21 protein-coding genes are annotated in these 22,809 nt (G+C 73.1%); 14 read left to right on the forward strand and 7 right to left on the reverse strand.

The window, feature by feature from the left end; genetic code table 11:
- Positions 1-54: 54 nt before the first annotated feature.
- Genes FB047_RS08745 through cydC form a run of 4 tightly spaced genes read left to right on the forward strand, consistent with a single transcriptional unit; the run spans position 55 to position 5,902 of the window.
- Complete coding sequence (locus tag FB047_RS08745) at positions 55-1,494, forward strand: cytochrome ubiquinol oxidase subunit I (protein ID WP_136586776.1); 1,440 nt, start codon at positions 55-57, stop codon at positions 1,492-1,494.
- Positions 1,495-1,507: 13 nt separating this feature from the next.
- Positions 1,508-2,533 (forward strand): cytochrome d ubiquinol oxidase subunit II, encoded by a 1,026-nt coding sequence (gene cydB, locus FB047_RS08750; RefSeq protein WP_136586777.1) that lies wholly within the window; start codon positions 1,508-1,510, stop codon positions 2,531-2,533.
- A gap of 4 nt (positions 2,534-2,537) precedes the next feature.
- On the forward strand, positions 2,538-4,220 hold the full coding sequence (cydD, locus tag FB047_RS08755) for a thiol reductant ABC exporter subunit CydD (protein ID WP_136586778.1): 1,683 nt from the start codon (positions 2,538-2,540) through the stop codon (positions 4,218-4,220).
- Positions 4,217-5,902 (forward strand): thiol reductant ABC exporter subunit CydC, encoded by a 1,686-nt coding sequence (cydC, locus tag FB047_RS08760; RefSeq protein WP_276606274.1) that lies wholly within the window; start codon positions 4,217-4,219, stop codon positions 5,900-5,902. Before cydD ends, cydC begins: the two co-directional genes overlap by 4 nt.
- Positions 5,903-6,059: 157 nt before the next feature.
- Here the strand turns inward: cydC and FB047_RS08765 are convergent, their stop codons facing one another.
- Genes FB047_RS08765 through modA form a run of 3 tightly spaced genes read right to left on the reverse strand, consistent with a single transcriptional unit; the run spans position 6,060 to position 8,760 of the window.
- On the reverse strand, positions 6,060-7,220 hold the full coding sequence (locus FB047_RS08765) for a sulfate/molybdate ABC transporter ATP-binding protein (RefSeq protein WP_338095125.1): 1,161 nt from the start codon (positions 7,218-7,220) through the stop codon (positions 6,060-6,062).
- A complete protein-coding gene (modB, locus tag FB047_RS08770; protein ID WP_136586779.1) occupies positions 7,217-7,993 on the reverse strand; it encodes a molybdate ABC transporter permease subunit in 777 nt (258 codons plus the stop codon). Before modB ends, FB047_RS08765 begins: the two co-directional genes overlap by 4 nt.
- Positions 7,990-8,760 carry a molybdate ABC transporter substrate-binding protein gene (modA, locus tag FB047_RS08775; protein ID WP_136586780.1) on the reverse strand — a complete coding sequence of 257 codons (771 nt, stop codon included), beginning with the start codon at positions 8,758-8,760 and terminating at the stop codon, positions 7,990-7,992. The genes modB and modA overlap by 4 nt, the downstream gene beginning before the upstream one ends.
- A gap of 210 nt (positions 8,761-8,970) precedes the next feature.
- On the opposite strand from modA, the gene FB047_RS08780 reads away from it, so the two are divergent.
- Entirely contained in the window at positions 8,971-9,810 is an 840-nt protein-coding gene (locus FB047_RS08780; protein WP_136586781.1) for a helix-turn-helix transcriptional regulator, read from the forward strand.
- Positions 9,811-9,899: 89 nt separating this feature from the next.
- Positions 9,900-10,814, forward strand: a complete 915-nt coding sequence (locus FB047_RS08785; RefSeq protein WP_136586782.1) for an SDR family oxidoreductase — start codon at positions 9,900-9,902, stop codon at positions 10,812-10,814.
- A 70-nt stretch (positions 10,815-10,884) separates the two neighbouring features.
- Here the strand turns inward: FB047_RS08785 and FB047_RS08790 are convergent, their stop codons facing one another.
- Positions 10,885-11,280: a TOBE domain-containing protein gene (locus FB047_RS08790; protein WP_136586783.1), complete on the reverse strand. Its 396-nt coding sequence runs from the start codon at positions 11,278-11,280 to the stop codon at positions 10,885-10,887.
- Positions 11,281-11,579: 299 nt separating this feature from the next.
- Between FB047_RS08790 and moaA the strand changes: the two genes are divergently transcribed.
- From moaA to FB047_RS08820, 6 genes are all read left to right on the forward strand, one after another.
- The gene (moaA, locus tag FB047_RS08795; protein ID WP_240752686.1) at positions 11,580-12,788 is read left to right on the forward strand and encodes a GTP 3',8-cyclase MoaA; all 1,209 of its coding nucleotides are present in this window, start codon (positions 11,580-11,582) and stop codon (positions 12,786-12,788) included.
- On the forward strand, positions 12,785-13,567 hold the full coding sequence (locus FB047_RS08800) for a HesA/MoeB/ThiF family protein (RefSeq protein ID WP_136586784.1): 783 nt from the start codon (positions 12,785-12,787) through the stop codon (positions 13,565-13,567). The genes moaA and FB047_RS08800 overlap by 4 nt, the downstream gene beginning before the upstream one ends.
- A gap of 61 nt (positions 13,568-13,628) precedes the next feature.
- Positions 13,629-14,852, forward strand: coding sequence for a molybdopterin molybdotransferase MoeA (locus FB047_RS08805; protein ID WP_136586785.1), 1,224 nt, complete (start codon positions 13,629-13,631; stop codon positions 14,850-14,852).
- Positions 14,849-15,337, forward strand: a complete 489-nt coding sequence (moaC, locus tag FB047_RS08810) for a cyclic pyranopterin monophosphate synthase MoaC (protein ID WP_136586786.1) — start codon at positions 14,849-14,851, stop codon at positions 15,335-15,337. Before FB047_RS08805 ends, moaC begins: the two co-directional genes overlap by 4 nt.
- Positions 15,334-15,570, forward strand: coding sequence for a MoaD/ThiS family protein (locus FB047_RS08815; RefSeq protein ID WP_136586787.1), 237 nt, complete (start codon positions 15,334-15,336; stop codon positions 15,568-15,570). The genes moaC and FB047_RS08815 overlap by 4 nt, the downstream gene beginning before the upstream one ends.
- Positions 15,571-15,710: 140 nt before the next feature.
- Positions 15,711-16,709: an endonuclease/exonuclease/phosphatase family protein gene (locus FB047_RS08820; protein ID WP_136586788.1), complete on the forward strand. Its 999-nt coding sequence runs from the start codon at positions 15,711-15,713 to the stop codon at positions 16,707-16,709.
- A gap of 129 nt (positions 16,710-16,838) precedes the next feature.
- On the opposite strand, the gene FB047_RS08825 is transcribed toward FB047_RS08820, so the two are convergent.
- The 3 genes from FB047_RS08825 to FB047_RS08835 are packed head-to-tail and all read right to left on the reverse strand — an operon-like array spanning position 16,839 to position 19,418.
- Positions 16,839-17,267 (reverse strand): molybdenum cofactor biosynthesis protein MoaE, encoded by a 429-nt coding sequence (locus tag FB047_RS08825; RefSeq protein WP_136586789.1) that lies wholly within the window; start codon positions 17,265-17,267, stop codon positions 16,839-16,841.
- On the reverse strand, positions 17,264-17,746 hold the full coding sequence (locus tag FB047_RS08830; protein WP_136586790.1) for a MogA/MoaB family molybdenum cofactor biosynthesis protein: 483 nt from the start codon (positions 17,744-17,746) through the stop codon (positions 17,264-17,266). The genes FB047_RS08825 and FB047_RS08830 overlap by 4 nt, the downstream gene beginning before the upstream one ends.
- 58 nt (positions 17,747-17,804) lie before the next feature.
- A complete protein-coding gene (locus FB047_RS08835) occupies positions 17,805-19,418 on the reverse strand; it encodes an SDR family oxidoreductase (RefSeq protein WP_136586791.1) in 1,614 nt (537 codons plus the stop codon).
- Between the two features lie 214 nt (positions 19,419-19,632).
- Here FB047_RS08835 and FB047_RS08840 point away from each other — a divergent pair, with 214 nt between their 5' ends.
- Both FB047_RS08840 and FB047_RS08845 read left to right on the forward strand, forming a co-directional pair.
- The gene (locus FB047_RS08840) at positions 19,633-21,207 is read left to right on the forward strand and encodes a carboxylesterase/lipase family protein (RefSeq protein ID WP_136586792.1); all 1,575 of its coding nucleotides are present in this window, start codon (positions 19,633-19,635) and stop codon (positions 21,205-21,207) included.
- 62 nt (positions 21,208-21,269) lie between these two features.
- Positions 21,270-22,739, forward strand: a complete 1,470-nt coding sequence (locus tag FB047_RS08845; RefSeq protein ID WP_136586793.1) for an MFS transporter — start codon at positions 21,270-21,272, stop codon at positions 22,737-22,739.
- Positions 22,740-22,809: the final 70 nt, after the last annotated feature.

Raw genomic sequence — 22,809 nt, forward strand, 5'->3', positions numbered from 1 at the left:
GCCCGGCGTAGCATGTGGTCTGACCACATAATCCGGTTCGATCGGAGGCTCCTGATGGAGTGGCTCGACCCCCTGGCTCTCGCCCGCTGGCAGTTCGGGTTGACGACCCTGTACCACTTCCTCTTCGTCCCGCTGACGCTGGGGATGTCGCTGATCGTGGCGATCTTCCAGACCGTCTGGTACCGGACCGGCGACGTGCGGTGGCTGCACCTCACCCGCTTCTTCGGGAAGATCTTCCTCATCAACTTCGCCATGGGCGTCGTGACCGGCATCGTGCAGGAGTTCCAGTTCGGCATGAACTGGTCGGCGTACTCGCGCTTCGTCGGTGACGTCTTCGGCGCCCCGCTCGCCTTCGAGGGCCTGCTCGCCTTCTTCCTCGAGGCGACCTTCATCGGCCTCTGGATCTTCGGCTGGGACAAGCTCCCCCGCCTCGCCCACCTGGCGAGCATCTGGATGGCGTCGATCGGGGCGACCCTCTCGGCGTACTTCATCATCGCCGCCAACGCCTTCATGCAGAACCCCGTCGGCTACCAGATGTCGGCCGAGGGGCACCGCGCCGAGCTCGTCGACTTCGGGGCGCTGCTGACCAACCCCGTGGCCCTCGCCGCCTTCCCCCACACGATCTTCGCCGGGTGGATGTTCGCCGCGATGGTCGTCGTCGCCGTGTCGGCCTGGCACATGGCCCGCGGACGCAACACCGACATGATGCGCAAGACCCTGCGCTTCGGCCTCTGGGCCACCGTGGTGTCGTTCGTCCTCGTCGCGATCGTCGGCGACCAGCTGAGCCTGGTGATGGTGGCGACCCAGCCGATGAAGATGGCCGCCGCCGAGGCCACGTTCAACACCGTGTGCGGCGCGAACGCCTCGTTCTCGATCTTCACGCTCGGCACCCCTGACGGCACGAGCGAGCTGTTCAGCATCCGCGTGCCGTTCCTGCTCAGCATCCTGTCGACGCACTCCCTCGACGGCTGCGTCGAGGGCATCAACGACCTCAACACGCTGTACAGCCAGCAGATGTTCCCCCAGTTCGCCGACCAGGTCGACGGCAACTTCGCCCCCGTCCTGTGGGTCACCTACTGGGCCTTCCGCTGGATGATCGCCCTCGGGGGCATCGCGGCGCTCGTGAGCGTCGTGGGCCTGTGGGTCACGCGCAAGAACGCCAAGCGCCCCGTCGCCGGGTGGATGTGGCGCGTGGCGATCTGGACGGCCCCGCTGCCGATGCTCGCGAGCCTGGTGGGCTGGGTGTTCACCGAGATGGGCCGTCAGCCGTGGATCGTCTTCGGTCTCATGCTCACGCAGGACGGCGTCTCGCCCAGCGTCCCGGGCTGGAGCGTGCTCGTGTCGCTCGTGGCCTTCACGCTCGTCTACCTCAGCCTCGCCGTCGTCGAATTCGGCCTCATCGTGAAGTTCGCGCAGAAGGGCCCCGAGCCGCTGCCCGACCCCGACGCCGAACGCGACGACTCCGTCGAGAACACCCCCACCACGGTCTACTAGGAGCCCCGTCATCATGGATCTCGCGCAGCTTTGGTTCTGGATCGTCGCGTTCCTGTTCGTCGGCTACTTCGTGCTCGACGGATTCGACTTCGGCGTGGGCATGTCGCTGCCCTTCCTGGGCAAGGACGACATCGCCCGTCGGCAGATCATCAACACCATCGGTCCCGTGTGGGACCTCAACGAGACCTGGGTCATCGTCGCCGGCGCCGCCCTGTTCGCCTCGTTCCCGGAGTGGTACGCGACGCTGTTCAGCGGCTTCTACCTGCCGCTGCTGGCGATCCTGCTGGCCCTCATCGCCCGCGGCGTCTCGTTCGAGTACCGCCACCAGCGCGACTCGCTGCGGTGGAAGCGCTCGTTCGACCGCATGATCGTCGTGGGATCCGCCCTCCCCGCCTTCCTGTGGGGCGTCGCCTTCGCGAACATCGTGCAGGGCGTGCCCCTGGACGCCGATCACGAGTACGCCGGGACGGTGCTCACGCTGCTCAACCCCTACGGCATCCTGGGCGGTCTGACGACGCTGAGCCTGTTCTTCGTGCACGGGCTGTACTTCGTCGCGCTGAAGACCGACGGACAGGTCCGCGCCGACGCCCGCCGGCTGGCGGGACGCGCCGGTCTGGTCACGATCGCCCTCGCGGCGATCTTCCTGGGCTGGACGATCGCCCAGGCCACCGCGGCCCCGCTGTTCCTCGGCGTCGTGGCCCTGTCGGGTGCCGCCGCGCTCGCCCTGATCGGCTCGTGGGTCGCGAACAGCCGCGATCGCGAGGGCACCGCCTTCGCGCTCGGGGCGGTGACGATCGTGACCGCGGTGGCCGCGCTGTTCTTCGCCCTCTTCCCGAACGTCATGCCCACCACTCTCGCCGGAGGGGCGGGTCTCACCATCGAGAACGCCTCGAGCACCCCGTACACGCTCACGATCATGAGCTGGGCCGCCCTGATCTTCCTGCCGCTGATCCTGGCGTACCAGGGCTGGACGTACTGGGTCTTCCGCAAGCGCGTCACGCGCGCCCGCATCGAGAAGGCCGCGCTCGTCGCGCACTGATCCCATGAAACCCGTCGACCCGCGACTGCTCCGCTACGCCACCGCCTCCCGCGGATTCTTCGCGGTGAGCGCGGCGATCGTCCTCGCCCAGACGGGCGCGATTGTCGGCTTCGCGTGGGCGCTCACGAGCGCGCTGGTGGGCGCGATCCAGGGGCAGCCGGTCGGCGAGCTGTGGGGCTCCATCGGGGCCGCGGCATCCTTCGCCCTGCTCAGGGGGCTGCTGATCGCCGCCTCCGAGCGCACCTCGGCTCGCGGGGCAGCGGCGGCCTCGGCGCAGTTGCGCGAGGCCCTGATCGCCGCGGTGGGCCGTCTCGGTCCGCGCTGGCTCGGCGAGCGCAACGCCGCCGCCCTTTCGGTGACCGCCGGACACGGTCTTGAGGCGCTCGACGCGTACTTCGGTCGCTACCTCCCGCAGCTGGTCGCCACCGCGATCACGATGCCGATCCTCATCGGCGCGATGACCCTCGCCGACCCGCTCTCGGGTCTGACGGTCATCCTGACGATCCCGCTCATCCCGCTGTTCATGGTGCTGATCGGTCTGGCGACCCGCGGGGTGCAGCAAAAGCAGTACGCCACGCTCGGACGCCTCGCCGCGCGCTTCGCCGACACCGTCGAGGGCCTGGGCACCCTCACCGCCTTCGGCCGCCAGCACCGCGCGGCCGACTCGATCGAGAAGGTCACGCGCGACTACAAGCGCGAGACGATGACGGTGCTGCGCGTGTCGTTCCTCTCCGGCTTCGCGCTGGAGTTCCTGGCATCCATCTCCGTCGCGATCATCGCGGTGACCATCGGCTTCCGCCTGCTCGCCGGCGACCTCTCGCTACTCGTGGGACTGTTCGTGCTGCTGCTCGCGCCCGAGGCGTACCTGCCGCTGCGGCAGGTGGGGGTGCAGTTCCACGCGGCGTCGGAGGGGGTCGCGGCGACCGAGGAGATCTTCGACGCGCTGGACGCGGCGCGCGACCTCGCGCCCGAGCCGACCCCGGATGCCGCCGCCCCGACGCTCGGATCGACGATCGCGCTCGCGGGCGTGCGCGTGCACCGCGCCGGCCACGCTCTACCGCGGGTGTCGCTGTCGGTGTGGCCCGGGGAGGTCGTCGTGGTGACGGGACCGAGCGGCGTGGGCAAGTCGTCGCTGATCGCCGCGCTGCTCGGTTTCGCGGAGCACGACGGCGAGGTGCGCGTCGACGGCGTCGCGGTGGCCGACGCCCGCGCGTCGGTGGCGTGGGCGGGGCAGCGACCGGGGCTGCTGTCGGGCACGGTCGCCGAGAACGTGGCGGTCGGCGCCGTCGCCGACGACGCCGCGGTCGCCGCGGCCCTGGCCGACGCGGGCGCGGCCGCGATCGACCCCGCGACGGTCCTCGGCGCGGGCGGGGCCGGACTCTCGGGCGGCGAGGCCCAGCGCGTCGCGGTCGCCCGCGCCCTGTACCGTGCGCGCATCGGCGGGGTGCCGGTGCTCGTGCTCGACGAGCCGTCGAGCGCGCTGGATGCCGCGACCGAGGCGCACCTGTGGGCGACCCTGCGTCGCGAGGCCGACGCCGGCCGCGGCGTGCTGCTGGTGTCGCACCGTCCCTCCGCGCGCGCGATCGCCGATCGCGTGGTCGAGCTGTCGCCCCCGCACGAGGCGCCGGGGATGGTCGCGACGGATTCCCGCGGCTCGCGCGCGGAGGCACGGGAGGTGCGTTCGTGAACGGGCGGGTGCGCGGCATCCTGAGCGCGGCGATGCCGTCGCGGCGGCGGTTCGCCCCCGCGCTGCTGGCCGGCTTCGGCACGGCGGCGAGCGCGGTGGCCCTCCTCGCGGCCAGCGCGTGGCTCATCGCCCGCGCCGCCGAGCAGCCCCTCGTGATGTACCTTTCGGTCGCGGTCGTGGGGGTGCGCGCGTTCGCACTGTCGCGCGGGGTGTTCCGCTACCTCGAGCGGCTCAGCGGCCACGATGCCGCGCTGCACCAGCTCGCCGGCGTGCGCGCCGACCTCGTGCGCGACCTCGTGCCGCTCGCCCCCGACGGCCTCGCCCGTTCGCGTCGCGGCGGGCTGCTCTCGAGCGTGGTCGACGACGTCGAGGAGCTGCAGAATCTTCCGCTGCGCGTGGTGCTGCCGCTGGTGACGGCGGCGACGACCGCCCTGGCCGCGGTCGTGTTCACCGCGTTCGTGTCGTGGCCCGCGGCACTGTCGATGCTGGTCTGCCTGCTGCTCGCCTTCGCCGTTGCCGGAGCGCTCGGCTGGGCCGCCGGCGCCCGCGCCGAACGCTCGATCGCGCCGCTGCGCGCCGCGGTCGCCGACGCCGTCCACGACCTGCTGACGAACCTCGACGTGCTCACCGCGTATGGAGCGGTGGATGCCGCCCGCCGACGCGTGCGCGACGCCGATGCCGCGCTGCGTCGCGCCGTCATCCGCCGCGGCGGGGCGCAGGGGCTGACCTCGGGAGCCGTCTCGGTGCTCGCGGGCATCGCCTCGCTCGCGGCTCTGCTGGTCGCCGCCCCGGCCGTCACCGGCGGCTCACTGTCGGGGCCGGGCCTGGCCGTGGTCGTCCTTCTGCCGATGGCGGTGTTCGAGGTGTTCGGACCCGTCCCCCTCGCGCTCGCGTCGTGGCGGCAGGTGCGCGCCGCGGCGGAGCGGATCGCGGATGCCGTGCCCGAGCACGTTCCCGACGGGCTCCCCCGCGACGAGCCGGCGGCGACGGGTCGCGCACCCGAGCTGGGCGCGGGGCTCGAGCTGCGCGGGGTCGGGGCGTCGTGGCCGGCCCGCTCCGACGCCGAGGGCGACGCCGGACGGCTCACCGACGTCGACCTGCGCGTGGCGCCGGGCGAGCGCGTGCGGGTGATGGGTCCGAGCGGCGCCGGGAAGACGACGCTGGCGCACGTGCTGGTGCGCTTCCTCGACTACACCGGGTCGTTCCGGATCGGCGGCGTCGAAGTGCGCGAGCTGGCGGGCGACGACCTGCGCCGCACGATCGGACTGATCGAGCAGTCGCCGTACCTGTTCGACGAGTCGATCCGGCAGAACCTCCTGTTCGCCCGCGACACCGCGACCGACGCCGATCTGTGGTCCGTGCTGTCACGTGTCGGCCTCGCCGACTGGACGCGCGAGCGCGGCGGCCTCGACGCGCGCGTGGGCGACCGCGGCGGTCTCGTCTCGGGCGGGCAGGCCCAGCGCCTCGCCCTTGCCCGCGCGCTGCTGCGCGGCTTCCCCGTGCTCGTGCTCGACGAGCCGACCGCGGGCGTCGACCCCGCGGCATCCGACGCCCTCCTCGCCGATCTGCTGGACGCGGTCGGTGACGAACAGGCCGTGGTGGTCGTGTCGCACGTCGACGTGCCTGCGGGTCTGGTGGACCGCGAGGTGCGGCTGGAGGGCGGGCGGGTCGTCGCGGCCTGACCCCGCGGGGCTCGACGCGCCTCCGGCCGCGGGCTCGTCGCGCGCGGTCGAGTGTCCGAAACACCCGGGCGATCCTCCCTCCGCCTCCGGGTGTTCTGGACGCTCGTTCGGTTTGCGGAGCAGGGGCGGGCGGAGGGGCGGGCGGAGGGGCCGGGAATCAGGATGCCGGCACGAACCGCACGGAGGCGGGAGGGACGCTCCAGCGCACGGTGTCGCCGGGGCGGAGGTCCGCGGCCTCGGCCGGGGGCACCTCGACGACCCCGGAGTCGGTGACGACCCGCACCCCGGCGGGCGTCGGCTCGAGGTGCGACACCGTCGCCGGTGCGCCCTCACCGAGCCGGGCGTCGCTCGCGCGGTAGAGCGCCGCGAGCTCCACGCCGTCGCGCGCCGCGAGAGCGAGGGAGGCGGCATCCGTCGTCTCGAGTCGCCGCCCGTCGCGGACGAACGCGCCGCCCGCGGCGATGCCGACCAGTCGCTCCAGCCCGGCGATCCGCGCGGCCACCTCCGTCGCGGGGGCCGCGAGCACCTCGCGCACGGGACCGACCTGCGTCACCGTGCCCCTCTCGACGATCATCAGCCGGTCGGCGAGGGCGGCGGCATCCACCGCGTCGTGCGTCACCGCGATCGTCGTGACACCGGTGAGGCGCTCGCGCAGCATCGCCCGGATCTCCGACGCCGTCACCGCGTCGAGAGCGACGAGCGGCTCGTCGAGGAGCACGACCCGCGGCTGCGCCGCGAGCGCCCGCGCCACCGCGACCCGCTGCTGCTCTCCGCCCGACAACTGCGCCGGGAGGCGATCGACCGCGCCGGGCAGCCCCACGCGGGCCAGCCAGTCTTCGGCCGACGATCGGGCGACGGATGCCGCCACCCCGGCCGCGCGCGGACCGAAGGCCACGTTCTCGCGCGCGGTGAGGTGCGGGAACAGCCGGGCGTCCTGCCCGAGCAGCACGATGCCGCGGTGCATCGGGGCGGTGCGCACACGCGGAGCCCGATCGAGCACCCGCCCGTCGAGCGTGATCTCGCCCTCGTCGAGGGCGGTGAGCCCGGCCAGCGCCGTGAGCAGCGTCGACTTGCCCGCGCCGCTGCGGCCCATCACGGCGACGGTCTCTCCCGGGGCCGCCTCGAGCCCGATGTCGACGGTGAAGTCGCGGCGACGCACGACGACGCGGGCGCGCAGGGAGGCGGCATCGCGGGGTTCGCCCGGCTCGGGCATCCGGGTCCCCGGCGCAGCCGGGCCCTCGGGCGCGGGGGCGGCACCGGCTCCCTGGGCATCGCGGCGTCCGAGCGGCGCGGGCGTCGCGGCATCCGGGCCCGTCATCGCCCCACCCCCGGGCGCCACCCGCGCACCAGCAGCAGCACCGCGATCGCCGTCACGAGCAGCAGCAGCGACAGAGCGACCGCGGTGCCCTGCGAGACCCCGGCGCCGTTGAAGGCCGTGTAGATCGCGAGCGGCATGGTCTGTGTCACGCCGGGACGGTTGCCCGCGAACAACGCCGTCGCCCCGAACTCGCCGATCGCCCGAGCGAAGCACAGCACGACCCCCGCGACGATGCCGGGAGCCGCGAGGGGAAGCGTGATGCGCCGCAGGATCGTGACGCGCGAGGCCCCGAGCGAGGCGGCCGTGCGCTCGAAGTCGACGCCCGTGGCACGCAGGGCGCCCTCCACCGCGAGCACGAGGAAAGGCAGGGCGACGAACACCTGGGCCAGCACCACCGCGGGGGTGGTGAACGGCAGGCCGAGAGCGCCGAGGGGGCCGGTACGGCCGAAAAGGTACAGCAGGGCGACACCACCCACCATTGGCGGCAGCACCAGCGGCACCGTCACGAGCGCGCGCAGCACCGCCGCGGTGCGGGCGGGACTCCGGGCGATGAGCAGGGCGAGGGGGATGCCGACAAGCGCGCACAGCACGGTCGCGACCGCACCCGTGCCCAGCGACAACCCCAGCGCCGACAGCGCGGCGGGCGAGGTGACGTCGCTCCACAGCGTCGCCCACTGCACGCGCGCGACGAGGGCGGTCAGCGGAACGAGCAGGAAGAGCAGCCCGACGACGGCCGGCACCGCGAGCCAGCGAGGGAGGAAACCGCCCGTCACGGTGCGCGGAAGCCCGCGTCGGCGAGGATCGCGCGCCCCGCGTCCGACAGCACGAACGCCACGAAGGCGTCGGCGGCCGCGGGGTTCGGCGCGCCGGTCAGCGTCGCGATCGGGTAGCGGTTCACCACGGCGTCCGCGCCCGCCGGCACGATGGCCTCGACGTCGTCGCGACCGACCACGTCGGTCGCGTAGACGAGTCCCGCATCGGCCTCGCCCGCGGCGACCTTCGTGAGCACGGCGGTGACGTTCTGCTCGGAGCTGGCCGGGGTGACGGCGACCCCGGCGTTGGACAGCAGCGTCTGCGACGCGGCGCCGCAGGGCACCTCGGGCGCGCACAGCACCGTCGTGACCCGGGCGAGGTCGGCGAGCGCGGAGACCTGCGCGGGGTTTCCGGCGGGGACGGCGATGACCAGCGTGTTCGCCGCGAAGACCTGCGGGTCGGGCGCCTGCGCCACGACCTTCGCCATGTTCTTCTCGTCGGCCGACGCGAACACGTCGGCGGGCGCGCCCTCACCGATCTGGGTCGCGAGGGTGCTCGATCCGTCGTACACCGGGCTGACCGTCACGCCGGGGTTCTGCTGCTCGAACGCCGAGGCGATCTCGTCGAACGACCGCTGCAGCGATGCGGCCGCGTAGACCTCGACGGTGCCGGAGAGCGACGACCCCGATGCCGACGCCGCGGTCTCGCCGGTCGGGTCCGGGGAGGCGCAGCCCGAGAGGAGGGCGATCGCGCCGAGGGCGGCCAGCAGGCGGAGGGAGCGGTGCATGGGTGTCCTTTCGACGGCGCCCGGCGGGCCCCGACGCCCATCTTTCCGTATCTGCGGAGGTATCGAGCCCCTTATGTCGCAGAAAATGACATTTTTGTGACCGCGCGCGTGCTCCCCGAGTGCCCTCGACGCGCTCCCCGCAGGGGTGGATCGTCGTGTCCTGGCAGGACCTCCCACGAACGGGTAGGAACGGGGGATGCGGAGAATCACGTGAGCGACCTGTCCAGCCTGGGCGACTTCCTGCAGCGCCGGCGGGAGGCCCTGCAACCGGAGGATGTCGGACTGGCGCGCGGGGTGCGCCGTCGCACGGCCGGGCTGCGCCGCGAGGAGGTCGCCCTGCTCAGCCACATGTCGACCGACTATTACGCCCGGCTCGAGCGCGGCACCGGACCGACGCCGTCGGAGCAGATGCTCACCGCGCTCGCCCAGGGACTGCACCTGAGCCTCGCCGAGCGCGATCACCTGTTCCACCTCGCCGGCCACCGTCCCCCCGCGCGCCATTCCGGTACGGACCACATCGGTCCGGGGATGCTCCGGGTGCTCGATCGCCTCGACGACACCCCCGCCGAGATCGTCACGGAATTGGGCGAGACCCTGCGCCAGAGCCGCCTGGGCATCGCCCTGCTGGGCGATGCGTCCCTGCGCTCGGGCCCCGCGCGCAGCATCGGCTATCGCTGGTTCACGGATCCGTCGGCCCGCGCCGCCTATCCACCCGACGAACAGGCAGCGCTGTCGCGCGTCTACGCGGCGGGGTTGCGCGAACTCGTCGCCGCCCACGGCCCCGCGTCGCGCGTCGCGGCATTGGCCGACGATCTGCGGAGCCGCAGCGAGGAGTTCGACGCCCTGTGGCTCTCGCACGAGGTCGGGGCGCGGCCTCCCGCGACCAAGCGGTTCCTGCACCCCGAGGTCGGCGTGCTGGAGCTGTCCTGCCAGACCCTGCTCGATCCCGACCACTCGCATCGCCTCCTCGTCTACACCGCCCAGCCGGGGAGCGAGAGCGCGGAGAAGCTGCGACTGCTGGCGGTGCTGGCGGAGACGACCGCCCGCTGAGGGGTGGACCGGCGATCAGCGGGTGAGCGGACACTGGCCCGCCCGCGACTCCCGCGGGAGCATCGGAGCATCCCACGAAAGGATCGACCATGTCCCCCGACTCCCCCCGCCCCCTGCTCGGCCGTCTCGCCGTCGTCACCGGCGCCAGCGACGGCATCGGCACCGTCATCGCGACGCGCCTCGCCGGACTCGGCGCCGAGGTGCTCCTGCCCGTCCGCTCCCCCGAGAAGGGGCGACGCGCCCTCGACGTGGTCCGCCGGGAGGTTCCGGATGCCGTCGCCTCGACGCGCGTCCTCGATCTGTCCAGCCTCGATTCGGTGGACGCCCTCGTACGGGAGATACGCGCCGAGGGACGCCCCCTCCACCTGCTGGTCAACAACGCCGGGGTCATGACGCCGCCGTCCCGACAGGAGACCGCGGACGGGTTCGAGCTGCAGTGGGGCACGAATCACGTCGGTCACGCCGCCCTCACCTTCGGGCTGCTGCCGCTGCTGCGCGCCGGCGGGGGACGCGTGGTGCACCAGACGAGCATCGCCGCCCGTCGCGGGCGCTTCGACGAGACCGTGGTCGCCGCCCAGCCCTACGACGCCATGGCGTCGTACGTGCAGTCGAAGATCGCGGTCGGACTCTTCGCCCGGGAACTGCAGGAACGCAGCCGGGCCGAGGGCTGGGGACTCACGAGCACGCTCGCACACCCCGGCGTCTCGCCCACCAACCTGCTCGCCGCGCAGCCCGGCGTGGGTCGCGAGCGCGAGCTCGGTGCACGCCGGGTCATCCGATTGCTGTCCCGCCTGCACGTCACCGGCACCGTGGCATCCGCCGCCGAACCGGCCGTCCTCGCGGCCACGTCCCCCCTCAGCGACGGCACGTTCTTCGGCCCGTCGCGCCTGATCGGGGGCCCGGCGCGCGCGATCGCACCGTGGGATCCCTTCCTCGACGTCGAGCAGGCCGGCCGCGTGTGGGATGAGACCCTCCGCGCGGTGGGCTCCCGCTTCTCCGTGTGAGTCGCCGGCACCGGGCGTCATCGCACCGCACCGCCCGAGGCTGACTCGCGGGATCAGCGAGCCGGACGCGTCAGCCGCGGGGCGTCTCCACCGTCACCACCGTCGCCTTCACCGAGGCGACGGCGAGCGAGCCCGGCTCGAGGGCGAGCTCGCGAGCGGCCTCGGCCGACATGAGCGAGACCACCCGGTGCGGGCCGCACTGCAGGTCCACCTGCGCCATGACGCCGTCGATCTGCACGCGCGTGACGACGCCGGTGAACCGGTTGCGGGCGCTCGAGGCGATGCCCGTGGGGTCGTCGGGCTCATCGGCGAGCGCGACCGCGCGTTCGGCGAGCGCCGTCCCCGGGATCTCCACCGGGGTGGACCCGGTCGTCGCGAGCAGACCCTGGTCGATCCAGCGACGCACGGTGTCGTCGCTGACGCCGAGCAGACGGGCGGCGGTGGCGATGCGGAAGGTGTTCGGCATGCGACGACCGTACCCGGCGCGGCCGAGCACCGGGCCCCGCGTCCGCGGCCCGGGTCCGCGCGTCGACCGCCGACCGCCGAGCGCCGAGCGCCGAGCGCCGCGCGCCGACCGCCGAGCGCCGAGCGCCGAGCGCCGAGCGCCGAGACAGCATCCCGCGGACGAGTCGGCGACACCCTGCAACCGAATTGTCAGCGAAATGCAGTCTGGCGGCCGTCGCACGGCACCAGCCGCCCGGCCGCTCGCACGGCACCACCCGCCCGGCCGCCCTCACCCCCTACGCACTCGCCTAGGCTCGACCCATGGATGCCGAGCACGCGAGCGCGACGCGACGGCCGGTCGCCGTGTCGCTCGGCGCGACCGTGACCGCTTCGGGCGCGACGGCGCTCCCCTCCACCGGGGCCCCGCCCCCCGCGCGCGCGGGGGCGACGGCCGGTGTGCACGGTGCCGCGGGCGCGACGGCGCTGCCCGCCACGGGAGCTCCCCGCGAGGGAGGTCTCCTCGATCGCTTCGGGCGCGTCGCGACCGACCTGCGCGTCTCGGTGATCGACAAGTGCAACCTGCGCTGCACGTACTGCATGCCGGCCGACGGGATGCCGTGGCTCCCGCAGACGCAGCTCATGAGCGCCGACGAGATCCGCCGCATCGTGCGTGTCGCCGTTCACTCCCTCGGCGCCGAGGAACTGCGCATCACGGGCGGTGAGCCGCTCGTGCGCAAGGATCTCGAGCACATCATCGCCGGCATCCGGGCCGACAACCCCGACCTGCCGATCTCGATGACCACGAACGCGGTCGGCCTCGACAAGCGCGCCCATGCCCTGAAGGACGCAGGGCTCACGCGGCTCAACGTCTCGCTCGACACCCTGCACCCCGAGACCTTCGCCGAACTCACCCGACGCCCCCACCTCGATAAGGTGCTCGCGGGCCTGCAGGCCGCGCGCGCCGCGGGCCTCGGACCGATCAAAATCAACGCGGTCCTGCTCGCCGGCGTCAACGACACCGAGATCGTCCCCCTGGTCGAGTGGGCCGTGTCCAACGGGTTCGAGATGCGCTTCATCGAGGACATGCCCCTCGACGGCGACCGCTCGTGGTCGGCGCAGAACGTCATTCCGGCGCGCGACATCCGCGCGGCCATCGAGCAGGCGTTCGCGCTGTCCGCCGATCCCCGCGGTCGCGGGGCCGCCCCCGCCGAGCGGTGGGAGGTGCGCCGCCCCGGCGAGACCGAGGTGGCCGGTCACGTCGGCATCATCTCGTCGGTGACCGAACCCTTCTGCGCGGCGTGCACGCGCACGCGCGTCACCGCCGACGGCCGGATCCGCTCGTGCCTGTTCTCGCACGAAGAGACCGACCTGCTCACGGCGCTGCGCGACGGCGCCGACGACGAGGGTCTCGCCCAGGTCTGGCGGGATGCCATGTGGGCCAAGCCCCGCGCGCACGGCTCCGACCGCGTCGGCCTCGCGCGCGCCGATTTCGTGCAGCCCGAGCGCACCATGAGCGCGATCGGCGGATGAGGCCGCTCGTCGAGCCGGTGGCCGCCCTGGCCCCGGAAGAGCTCATCCGCACGGCCCGTCATGCCGTCCTCGCGGCGATCGGCGAGGAGGGTCAGCGGAGGATCGCGGCCGCCCGCATCGCCGTGATCGGCGCCGGCGGACTCGGGTCGCCCGTCTTGCTCGCCCTCGCCGCCGCCGGGGTCGGGGAGCTCGTGATCATCGACGATGACACGGTGGAGCGCACCAACCTGCAGCGTCAGCTCGCGCACCGCATCGACGACATCGGCACCGCGAAGACCGCCTCCGCCGCGCGTGCCGTGCGCGATCTCTCCCCGCTCACCGTCGTCCATGAGCGAACGCTACGACTGACCTCCGACAACGCCGTCGACCTGCTCGCCGGCGCGCACCTCGTCATCGACGGCAGCGACACCTTCGACACGCGCGAGGCCGTCGCCGCCGCGGCCGAGCACCTCGGCATCCCCCTCGTCTGGGGCGCGGTGCAGGAGTGGGCCGCGCAGGTGACCGTGTTCTGGTCGCACCCACCCGAGGGCCACTCCCCCGTCGTGCTCGGCGACCTGTTCCCCTCCGGTTCCGCGGGCGAACCGCCGACCTGCGCGCAGGTCGGCGTGCTGGGGTCGCTGTGCGTGCAGGTCGGCGGCCTGCTCGCGACCGAGGCGATCAAGCTCGTCACGGGCGCGGGAGAGCCGCTGCTCGGACGCCTGGTCGTCATCGACGCGCTGCGCGCCCGACACGATGTCATCCCCCTGATCCCCGCCGCCCGCCCCACCGCCGCGCCCTGACCGCGCCGACCGCTGAGACCCGCACCCGCCCCGCCGCTTCGCCCTGACCCCGGAGACTCAGATGACCCCGCTGCTCACCGTCGAGGAACACCGCGCCCGCGTACTCGCCGCCGTCACGACCCTCCCCGTCGAGACCGTGCCCCTCGCGGAGGCGGTCGGACGCACGCTCGCCGCTCCCGTTCTCGCCGCGCACGACCTCCCCGGCTTCGACAACTCCTCGATGGACGGATTCGCCGTGCGCTTCGCCGACGTCGAGGGGGCGGATGCCGAGAACCCCGTCACCCTGCGCGTCGTCGCCGATCTGCCGGCCGGTTCGTCCGACGACCCGTCGTTCGGCGCGGGCGAGGCGGTGCGCATCATGACGGGCGCGCCCGTCCCCGCCGCGGCCGACGCGATCGTCCCGTTCGAGGACACGACCGGGGGCCTCGCCGACTCCCTCGGCACCGTCGAGGTGAGGCGCGCACCCGCGGCATCCGGGGCCTTCATCCGCCGTCGCGGCGGCGACACCCGCGCGGGCGACGTCGTGCTGTCGGCCGGTGAGCGTCTGGGGCCGTTCGCGCTGGCCGCGGCCGCGGCGGCGGGCGTGGCCGAGCTCGAGGTGCACCGGCGCCCGCGGGTCGCCGTCGTGTCGACGGGGAGCGAGCTCGTGGCGCCGGGCGTCGCGCCGGGGCGCGGCCAGACCCCCGACTCCAACTCGACGCTGCTGGCGGCTTTGGTTTCCGGTACCGACGCCGAGGTGACCGTGATCTCGTCGCTGCGCGACGACGCGGACGCGATCCACGCCCTGCTCGAACACGCCGCCGACGTCGACGTGATCGTCTTCAGCGGGGGCGTGAGCGCCGGCGCCTACGAGCCCGTGCGCCAGGCCCTGTCGGAGCGCATCGCGTTCGAGAAGGTCGCGATGCAGCCCGGCAAACCGCAGGCCTTCGGCGCGCTCGACGACGGGCGACTCGTCTTCGGCCTCCCCGGCAACCCGGTCAGCGTCGCGGTGTCGTTCGAGGTGTTCGTGCGGCCCGCCCTGCTGGCGCTCCAGGGGCGTGCGGTCGTCGATCGGCGCATCGCGCGCCTCACGGCCTCCGAGTCCTGGACCACCCCGCCCGGTCGACGCCAGTACCTCCCCGCCGCGATCGACCTCGTCGCCGGCACCGTGCGCCCGGCGACCGCCGGCGGCTCGGGCTCGCACCTCGCGGCATCCCTCGCCCGCGCCGAAGCGTTCGCGATCGTGCCCGCCGAGGTGTCCACCGTGTCGGCGGGCGACGCCCTCGATGTCATGCTGATTCCATGACCTTCACCCACCTGGATGCCGCGGGCCACGCCCGCATGGTCGACGTCACCCTGAAGCAGCCCACCGTGCGCACCGCCACCGCGCGGGGATTCGTGCGCTGCGCCCCCGAGGTGGTCGCGGCCCTGCGCGACGGCACCGCCCCCAAGGGCGATGTGCTGGCGGTCGCGCGGATCGCCGGCATCCAGGCCGCGAAGTCCACCCCCGCTCTGCTTCCGCTCGCCCACGTCATCGGGGTGCACCGCGCCGCGGTCGATCTCGAGATCACCGACGCGGGCGTCGAGATCGAGGCCACCGTGGGCACGGCCGACCGCACGGGCGTCGAGATGGAGGCGCTCACGAGCGTGTCGGTCGCCGCGCTCGCGATCGTCGACATGGTGAAGGGCATGGACAAGGGCACCTGCATCGAGAACGTGCGCATCGTGTCGAAGACCGGGGGCAAGTCGGGCGATTGGGTGCGCCCGGGCGAGCCGGGAGCCCTCGCGTGAGCGTCCGCGTGCGTTACTTCGCCGCCGCAGCGGAGGCCGCCGGAACGGATGCCGAAGACCGCGCCGAGCACAGCCTCGCCGCGCTGCGGGCCGGGGTCGTCGCGGACCACCCCGCCCTCGGCGGCATCCTCGACCGCTGCGCCGTCCTCGTCGACGGCACGCGTCACGACGACGACGCCCCGCTCGCCGGGGTCACCTACGTCGACGTGCTGCCGCCCTTCGCGGGGGGCTGAGCCCCGCCCTCGGGACGATCGCCGATCACACGCTCTGCACGCAGCCCGACCGCGCGGCCGCGCGACAGTCGGTGCCCATCCGTCACTCCGGCGGATCTGCTCGTCGGGCGGGTGGCCGGCGCCCTGTTTTACTGGGCGGTATGTCGACCGCTCGCCGCACGGCCTTCCTCGCCACGCTCGTCATCGGTGCCGCCGTGGCCGTGCTCGCGGTCTGGCCGCAACTCATCGGCGCGCAACGGATGCTGGGGATCGCGCAGCTGATCCCGTTCCGGGGGCTGCTCGCGCTGGCGTTCGCGGTACTCGCGGTCGCCGCGGGGATCTTCGCGGTGCTTCGACGCCGCTGGTCGGTGGCCGCAGCGCTCGCGATCGTGCTCGCCGCGGCATCCCTCGGCAACGGCGCGGTGCTGCTGAGCCGAGGTTTCGGCGCGTCGGCCACCGAGGGCGACCTCGTCGTCGCCTCCTGGAACACCTACGGTGGCGCCGCCTCACCTCAGAGCATCGCCCGACTGGTGCGCGTGACGGGAGCCGAGGTGGTCGTCCTGCCCGAAACCAATGAGGTCGCGGCGGCCTCCGTGGTCTCCCTCCTCGCCGGTGACGGCATCGGGATGACCGCGGCCACCCGACAAGCCGACCCGGGGGACGACCCCGTCCCGACCTCCCTGCTAATCGCGGAATCGATGGGGCCGTACGCCCTCGACGAGACAGCCGGCTCGACGCCGGGGGTCCCGAGCGGGGTGTACCGTCCCGTGAACGGAGACGGACCGACGATCGTGGCGGCGCATCCTCTGCCGCCGTTGCCGCTCATCATGAGGGACTGGACAGACGGGATGGACTGGGTCGCGATGCGCTGCTCGGGCGCCCAGGTCATCCTCGCCGGCGATCTCAACTCGACCCTCGACCACCTCGCCGGCCTCGGCGACGGTGAGGCGACGGTGGGCGGGTGCCGGGATGCCGCAGCCGAAGCGGGCGCGGCCGCTCTCGGCACGTGGCCCGTGCGTCTGCCAACAGGTTTCGCCGCTCCCATCGACCATGTGCTCGTCGGGTCCGCGTGGGATGTGCGCTCGTTCGAGGTCCGCACCGACTTCGACGATGCCGGCAGCGATCATCGCCCGATCGTCGCGACGCTGTCGCATCGCTGATCCGCACGCCCGCGGCAGAGTCGGAGACTCGCAGCAGGATCGGGCGAGACGCCCGAGATCGTCATCGGGCGCGACGCCCGGCAACGTTCGCTTTCGGGGCGATCGTCCGAATCCGCTGCGCCTGAGCGCCTAGCCCCCCAGGCCCTTCCACTCCGTCGTGCCGTCGGCCTCGACCTGACGCTTCCAGACGGGCAGGTCGGTCTTGATCGTCTCGATCACCGTGCGGCACACCTCGAACGCCTCGGCGCGGTGACCGGATGCCACGGCGATGACGACCGCGGCCTCGCCCACGGCCAGCCGGCCCACGCGGTGGCTGACGGCGACGATCGCGTCGGTCCCGGCGGCGGCGTCCTCGGCGATGCGGTGCAGGGTCTGCTCCGCATCGGGATGCGCGCTGTACTCGAGCGCGACGACCGCCCCCGAGGCGTCGGGGTCGATGTCGCGGACGCGTCCGACGAAGGTGGTCACCGCTCCCGACGACGAGTCCTCGACCGCGTCGAGGTGGTCGTCGAGGTCGAGGGGCGTGTCGGACAGGCGGGCGATGCGGACGGCGCTCATGCGTGGTCTCCTCCGGCGAGTTGGTCGAGCACGTGGGGGGCGAGCTCGGCGATGACGGCGATGCCGGATGCCACGGCACGGGTCGATCCGGGAAGGTTGACGATCAGGGTGCCGGGGTCGACGATCCCCGCGAGGCCGCGTGAGATGACGGCCATCGGGGTGTCGGCGAGGCCCCGGCGCCGCAGCTCTTCGGCGATACCCGGGAGTTCGCGATCCAGGACGCGGGCCGTTCCCTCGGGTGTGCGGTCGGTGGGGGCGATGCCCGTGCCGCCGGTCGTGACGATGAGCCCCGGCCCTTCGGCGAGGAGCGCGCGCAGGGCGGCCTCCACGCTGTCGGCCCCGTCGGCGACCACGACCGGGTCGGCGCAGTCGAATCCCGCCTCGCGCAGCAAGGACACGGCCAGAGGGCCACCGCGATCTTCACGGAGGCCCGCGGCCGAGCGATCGGACACGGTCAGGACGCGAGCGTGGTGGGGCACGGGGCTCAGCCTAGGGGCGTGACGCCGGTGCCGGGCGGCCGCTCCGTCGGGCACGGCCTCACGCCGAGGGCGCCGCGGTGGTCTCGACCTCGGCGATCTCGGGGGCGATGCGCCCCGCCTTCGCCTTCGGCTCGAGGTCTTCGCGCTGCACGTGCTCGGCGGCCGCGGTGATGCGCCGCGCCATGCCGCTGAAGATCAGGCCGTGGAAGGGCAGCACCGAGAGCCAGTAGAGGCGCCCGGCCAGACCGGTCGGGAAGAACAGCGCGCGCTGATCGAACCGTGCGCCGTCGCCCTCCGGCGTCGCGCGCAGCTCGAGCCACGCCCCGCCCGGCACCTTCATCTCGGCCCGCAGGCGCAGCAGATGGCCGGGCTCGATGGCTTCGACGCGCCAGAAGTCGAGGGCGTCGCCGACGGTGACCACCGAGCGGCTGCGACGACCACGCGCGAGGCCGACCCCGCCCACGAGCCGGTCCATCCACCCGCGGATCGCCCACAGCAGCGGCGAGGAGTACCAGCCGTTCTCGCCGCCGATGCCCTCGATCACCGACCACAGCTGCGCCGCGCTCGCCTTGGTGGCCATCGTGCGGATGTCGGTGTAGACCAGGCGACCCGCCCACTCGGGGTCGCTGGGCAGCGGGTCGCTCGGGGCGCCCGAGACCTCGGCATCCTGCCAACTCGTCTCGATGGCGTCGTCGTTCACGCGCCCCAGCGCGCGACGCACGGCCTCGCGATACGGCATCAGCCCGCCCTCGGGCCGGGGAACGAGGTCGTCGATCGCGCGGTCCTTCACGACGCAGTCGTTCTGCAGCGACTCCACGAGCGGACGGGCGATCGACTTCGGAATCGGGGTGACGAGATTGACCCAGTGCGACGCGAGGCGCGGGGTGAGCACGGGCAGCGAGGCGATCGCGCGCTGCGGGAGCCCCGCCTCCATGGCGTAGCCGTTCATCATCTGGCCGTACCGCAGCACGTCGGGGCCGCCGATGTCGACGGCGCGGTTGACGTTCGGGGCGACGCGGGCGGCGCCGAGCAGGTAGTGCAGCACGTCGCGCACGGCGATGGGCTGGATGTGGTTGCGCACCCACTTGGGCGCCGGCATGTAGGGCAGCACGTCGGTGAGGTGACGCACCATCTCGAACGACGCCGACCCCGAACCGATCACGACGCCGGCCTGCAGCACGAGCGTCGGGACACCGCTGTGCAGCAGGATCTCACCGACCTCGACGCGGGAGCGCAGGTGCGCCGAGAGCGTTGCGTCGTCGGGGTGCAGGCCGCCGAGGTAGACGATGCGCGAGACGGATGCCGCGGATGCCGCATCGGCGACGGTCTGAGCGGCCACGCGGTCGGTGGCCTCGAAGTCGCGCGCGCTGCCCATCGAGTGGATGAGGTAGTAGAGGACGTCGACGCCCTCGACGGCGGCCCGCACGGCCTCGCGGTCGGTGGCGTCGCCGGCGGCGATCTCGACCTCGTCGCCCCAGGGGAACGCCCCGACCCGGCGCGGGTCGCGCGCGAGCACGCGCACGCGATAGCCCGCCGACAGCAGGCGCGGAACGAGTCGGCCACCGAGGTAGCCGGTCGCCCCCAGAACGAGGGCGCGCGGCGCCGACCCGTCGGGTCGGGGCTGCGCGACGAGGGACGGTTCGCGGCCGGTGGGGGCGGAGAGCTCGGTCATGCCCGACACGGTACGCCGCCCCTCCGACATCGCCGGGGGCTTGACGACGACCCCACCGCGCTCGGGGCGACCGGCATCCCGCGCATCGTTTCCGCCCTCGACCGCCTGAAGAGCGAGATGATCGAGCACAACGCCGTCATCATGACCGTTCTGTTCGCCGTCCTCGCGGCCAACGAGGCCGCGCACCTCGTCCACCAACTCGTGTGAGGATCCCATGACCGGTACCGCTTCCGCCCCTCGAGCCGTCGCCCCCGCCGGCGTCTTCCTCGGCACCGCCGCACCCGGCGGCGTGCGCGTGTGGCGCGGCATCCGCTTCGCCCTGGCCGCCGTGGGCGAGCGACGCTTCCGCGACCCCGTCCCCGCGCCCGATCTCACCGACGAGACGGATGCCGCGGACTTCGGCCCCGCCTGCCCCCAGCCCGCGAACCCGGCGATCCCGCTCGGCGAGGGCGTCGTCCGCGACGAGGACTGCCTGTCGCTGAACGTGTGGGCACCCGACGACGAGCGTCCGGGCCGCGCGGTCATGGTGTGGCTGCACGGCGGTGCCTACACGTTCGGGTCGTCGACCCAGCCCCTGTACGACGGCACGACGCTGGCGGCGGAGGGCGACGTGATCGTCGTCACGCTGAACTACCGCCTGGGCGCGCTGGGCTTCATCGACCTGTCGACGGCGCTCCCGGGGGGAGGCTTCGACGGCAACCTCGCCCTCAAAGACGTGCTGACGGCCCTGCGGTGGGTTCAGCGCAACATCGCCGCGTTCGGCGGCGACCCCGAGCGGGTGACGGTCTTCGGGGAGTCGGCCGGCGGCGGCCTGGTCACGACGCTTCTGGCCACCCCCTCTGCCGAGGGACTCTTCCACCGGGCGATCGCCCAGTCGTCTCCGGCCTCGAGCGTCTACGGACCCGAGCGCGCCCGCCGCGTGGCCGACCGGTTCCTCGAGATCCTCGGCATCGATCCGGCGGATCCGGGAGCACCGGATGCCGTGCGTTCGGCTCCCGTCGACGACGTCGTAGCCGCGGGGATGGCGGTGTACACCGAGGTGCCCACGACCGACCCCGGCACCCTCGCCTTCGCCCCCGTGATCGACGGGGAGCTGCTCCCCGAGGCGCCCATCGCGGTCCTCCGCGAGGGTCGCGGTCTGCCCGTGCCGCTGCTCATCGGGACCAATAAGGACGAAGCCTCGCTGTTCTCGTTCATGAAGTCGCCGCTCATCCCCATCACCTCCGAGCGCATCGAGCAGATGTTCGCCGCGATGGCGGCCGAGAACCCGGGGGTCGAGCTGCCCAGCCGCGAACAGGTGCTCACGGCGTACGAGCACGTCCGGCACCGCGCGATCGGACTCGGCGTGGCCCGCGACATCGGCTTCCGCCTGCCGACGCTCTGGGTGGCCGAGGGGCACGCCCGGGTCGCTCCGACCTGGCTGTACCGCTTCGACCACGCGGCGCCCTTCCTGCGCCTCATCGGGCTCGGCGCGACCCACGCGAGCGAGCTGCCGTACCTCTGGGGTGCGCTCGTCAGCGGTCCGAAGGACCTCACCTTCCGCCTCGGCGGCCTGCGCGTGGCGCGCGAGATCTCCGCGCGCATGCAGGCCCGGTGGACGGCCTTCGCCCGCGGGGAGTCCCCCGACGCGGTCGCCTCGCCGTCGTGGACACCCTTCGACGCGGACACCCGCACCGGTGCCGCCGGCGACCGCGCGACCCTCGTCATCGACCGCACCGACCGCGTCGTCGACGACCTCGACCGGGATCTGCGCGCCGCCTGGGGCGACGAGACCCTCAGCTTCCGCTAGCATTCCCGCGCGCGCAGCGCCTGGACTGGAAACGCGAGCCCGATCGGGGTAACGCTAGAAGGATGAACGAGAAAACCCCCTCGGCATCCGGAGCCCCCCGGCTCGAGGTCGACGACGTCATCGTCGTCGACAAGAAGCGCGTGCGCACCGCCATCGGCGGCACCGTCGTCGGCAACTTCATGGAGTGGTTCGACTTCGGCATCTACGGCTACCTCGCGGTCACCCTCACCACCGTCTTCGCGTCCGACGTCCCCGCCCCGTGGGGCCTGCTGGTCACGCTCCTCGGTTTCGCGATCTCCTTCCTCGTCCGTCCGTTCGGCGGGTTCGTGCTCGGCCCGCTCGGCGACCGCATCGGCCGTCAGAAGGTGCTCTTCCTGACGATGGCGATGATGGCCACGGCCACCGCCCTCATCGGCATCCTGCCCACCTCCGCCCAGATCGGACTCTGGGCGATCATCCCGCTCTACCTGCTGAAGATGGTCCAGGGCTTCTCCACCGGCGGCGAGTACGCCGGGGCCACGACCTACGTGTCGGAGTTCTCCCCCGACAAGCGTCGCGGCTTCTGGTCGTCGTGGCTCGACGTCGGCTCGTACGTCGGCTTCGCCGCGGGCGCGTCGGCGGTGGCGATCACGACGGCGATCACCACCTCGATCTCGGGCGAGAACGCGATGATCGACTACGGCTGGCGCATCCCGTTCCTCCTCGCGATCCCGCTGGGCATCGTCGCGATCTACTTCCGCCTGCGCATCCCCGAGACGCCCGCTTTCGAGCAGGCGGGGACGGTCGAGACCGACGCGAACGACCCCATGGCGCGTCAGGGCCTCGTGGGCATCGTGCGCCACCATTGGAAGGCGCTGCTGATCGGCATCGCGCTGGTCGCGGCGACCAACACCGCCGGGTACGCCCTCACGAGTTACATGCCGACCTATCTCGAGAAGGAGGTCGGCGTCTCGAACCTGTCCGCGGCGATCGCGACGGTGCCGGTGCTGCTGATCATGTCGGCCGCCCTGCCCTTCATCGGCCGCCTCAGCGACCGCATCGGCCGCAAGCCCGTCTACGCGATCGCGGCCGGATCGGCCCTGGTTCTGCTCGTCCCGGCCTTCCTCATCATGCAGATCGGCGAGCTGTGGGCCGTGATCATCGCGCTGTTCATGGCGGCGGTCCCGGTCGCGTTCTACGTCGCGATCTCGGCATCCGCTCTTCCCGCGCTGTTCCCGACGGCCTCGCGCTTCGGCGCGATGGCCGTGGCGTACAACGTCGCCGTCTCGCTCTTCGGCGGAACGACGCCGCTGTTCAGCCAGGCGCTGATCGACCTGACCGGCAACACCCTCATGCCGGCGTTCTACATCATGTTCTTCGCCGCCCTCGGGCTCGTCGCCCTGCTGTCGATGCGCGAGACCGCGAAGCGTCCGCTCCTGGGTTCGGTGCCCACCGTCGAGACCCCCGCCGAGGCCGAGGCCCTCGTCGAACGTCAGGAGGACGACCCCCTCATCGACACCACGACGATGCCGTTGGCGATCCGCCGCTCGTGATGTGACCGGCGGAGGGGCGGATGCCACCCTCCCGGCATCCGCCCCCCTTCCGCGTGTGGTGCGCGCGCGC

This window comes from Microbacterium hydrothermale, assembly GCF_004854025.1.
In the GTDB taxonomy this organism is placed as follows: Bacteria; Actinomycetota; Actinomycetes; order Actinomycetales; family Microbacteriaceae; genus Microbacterium; species Microbacterium hydrothermale.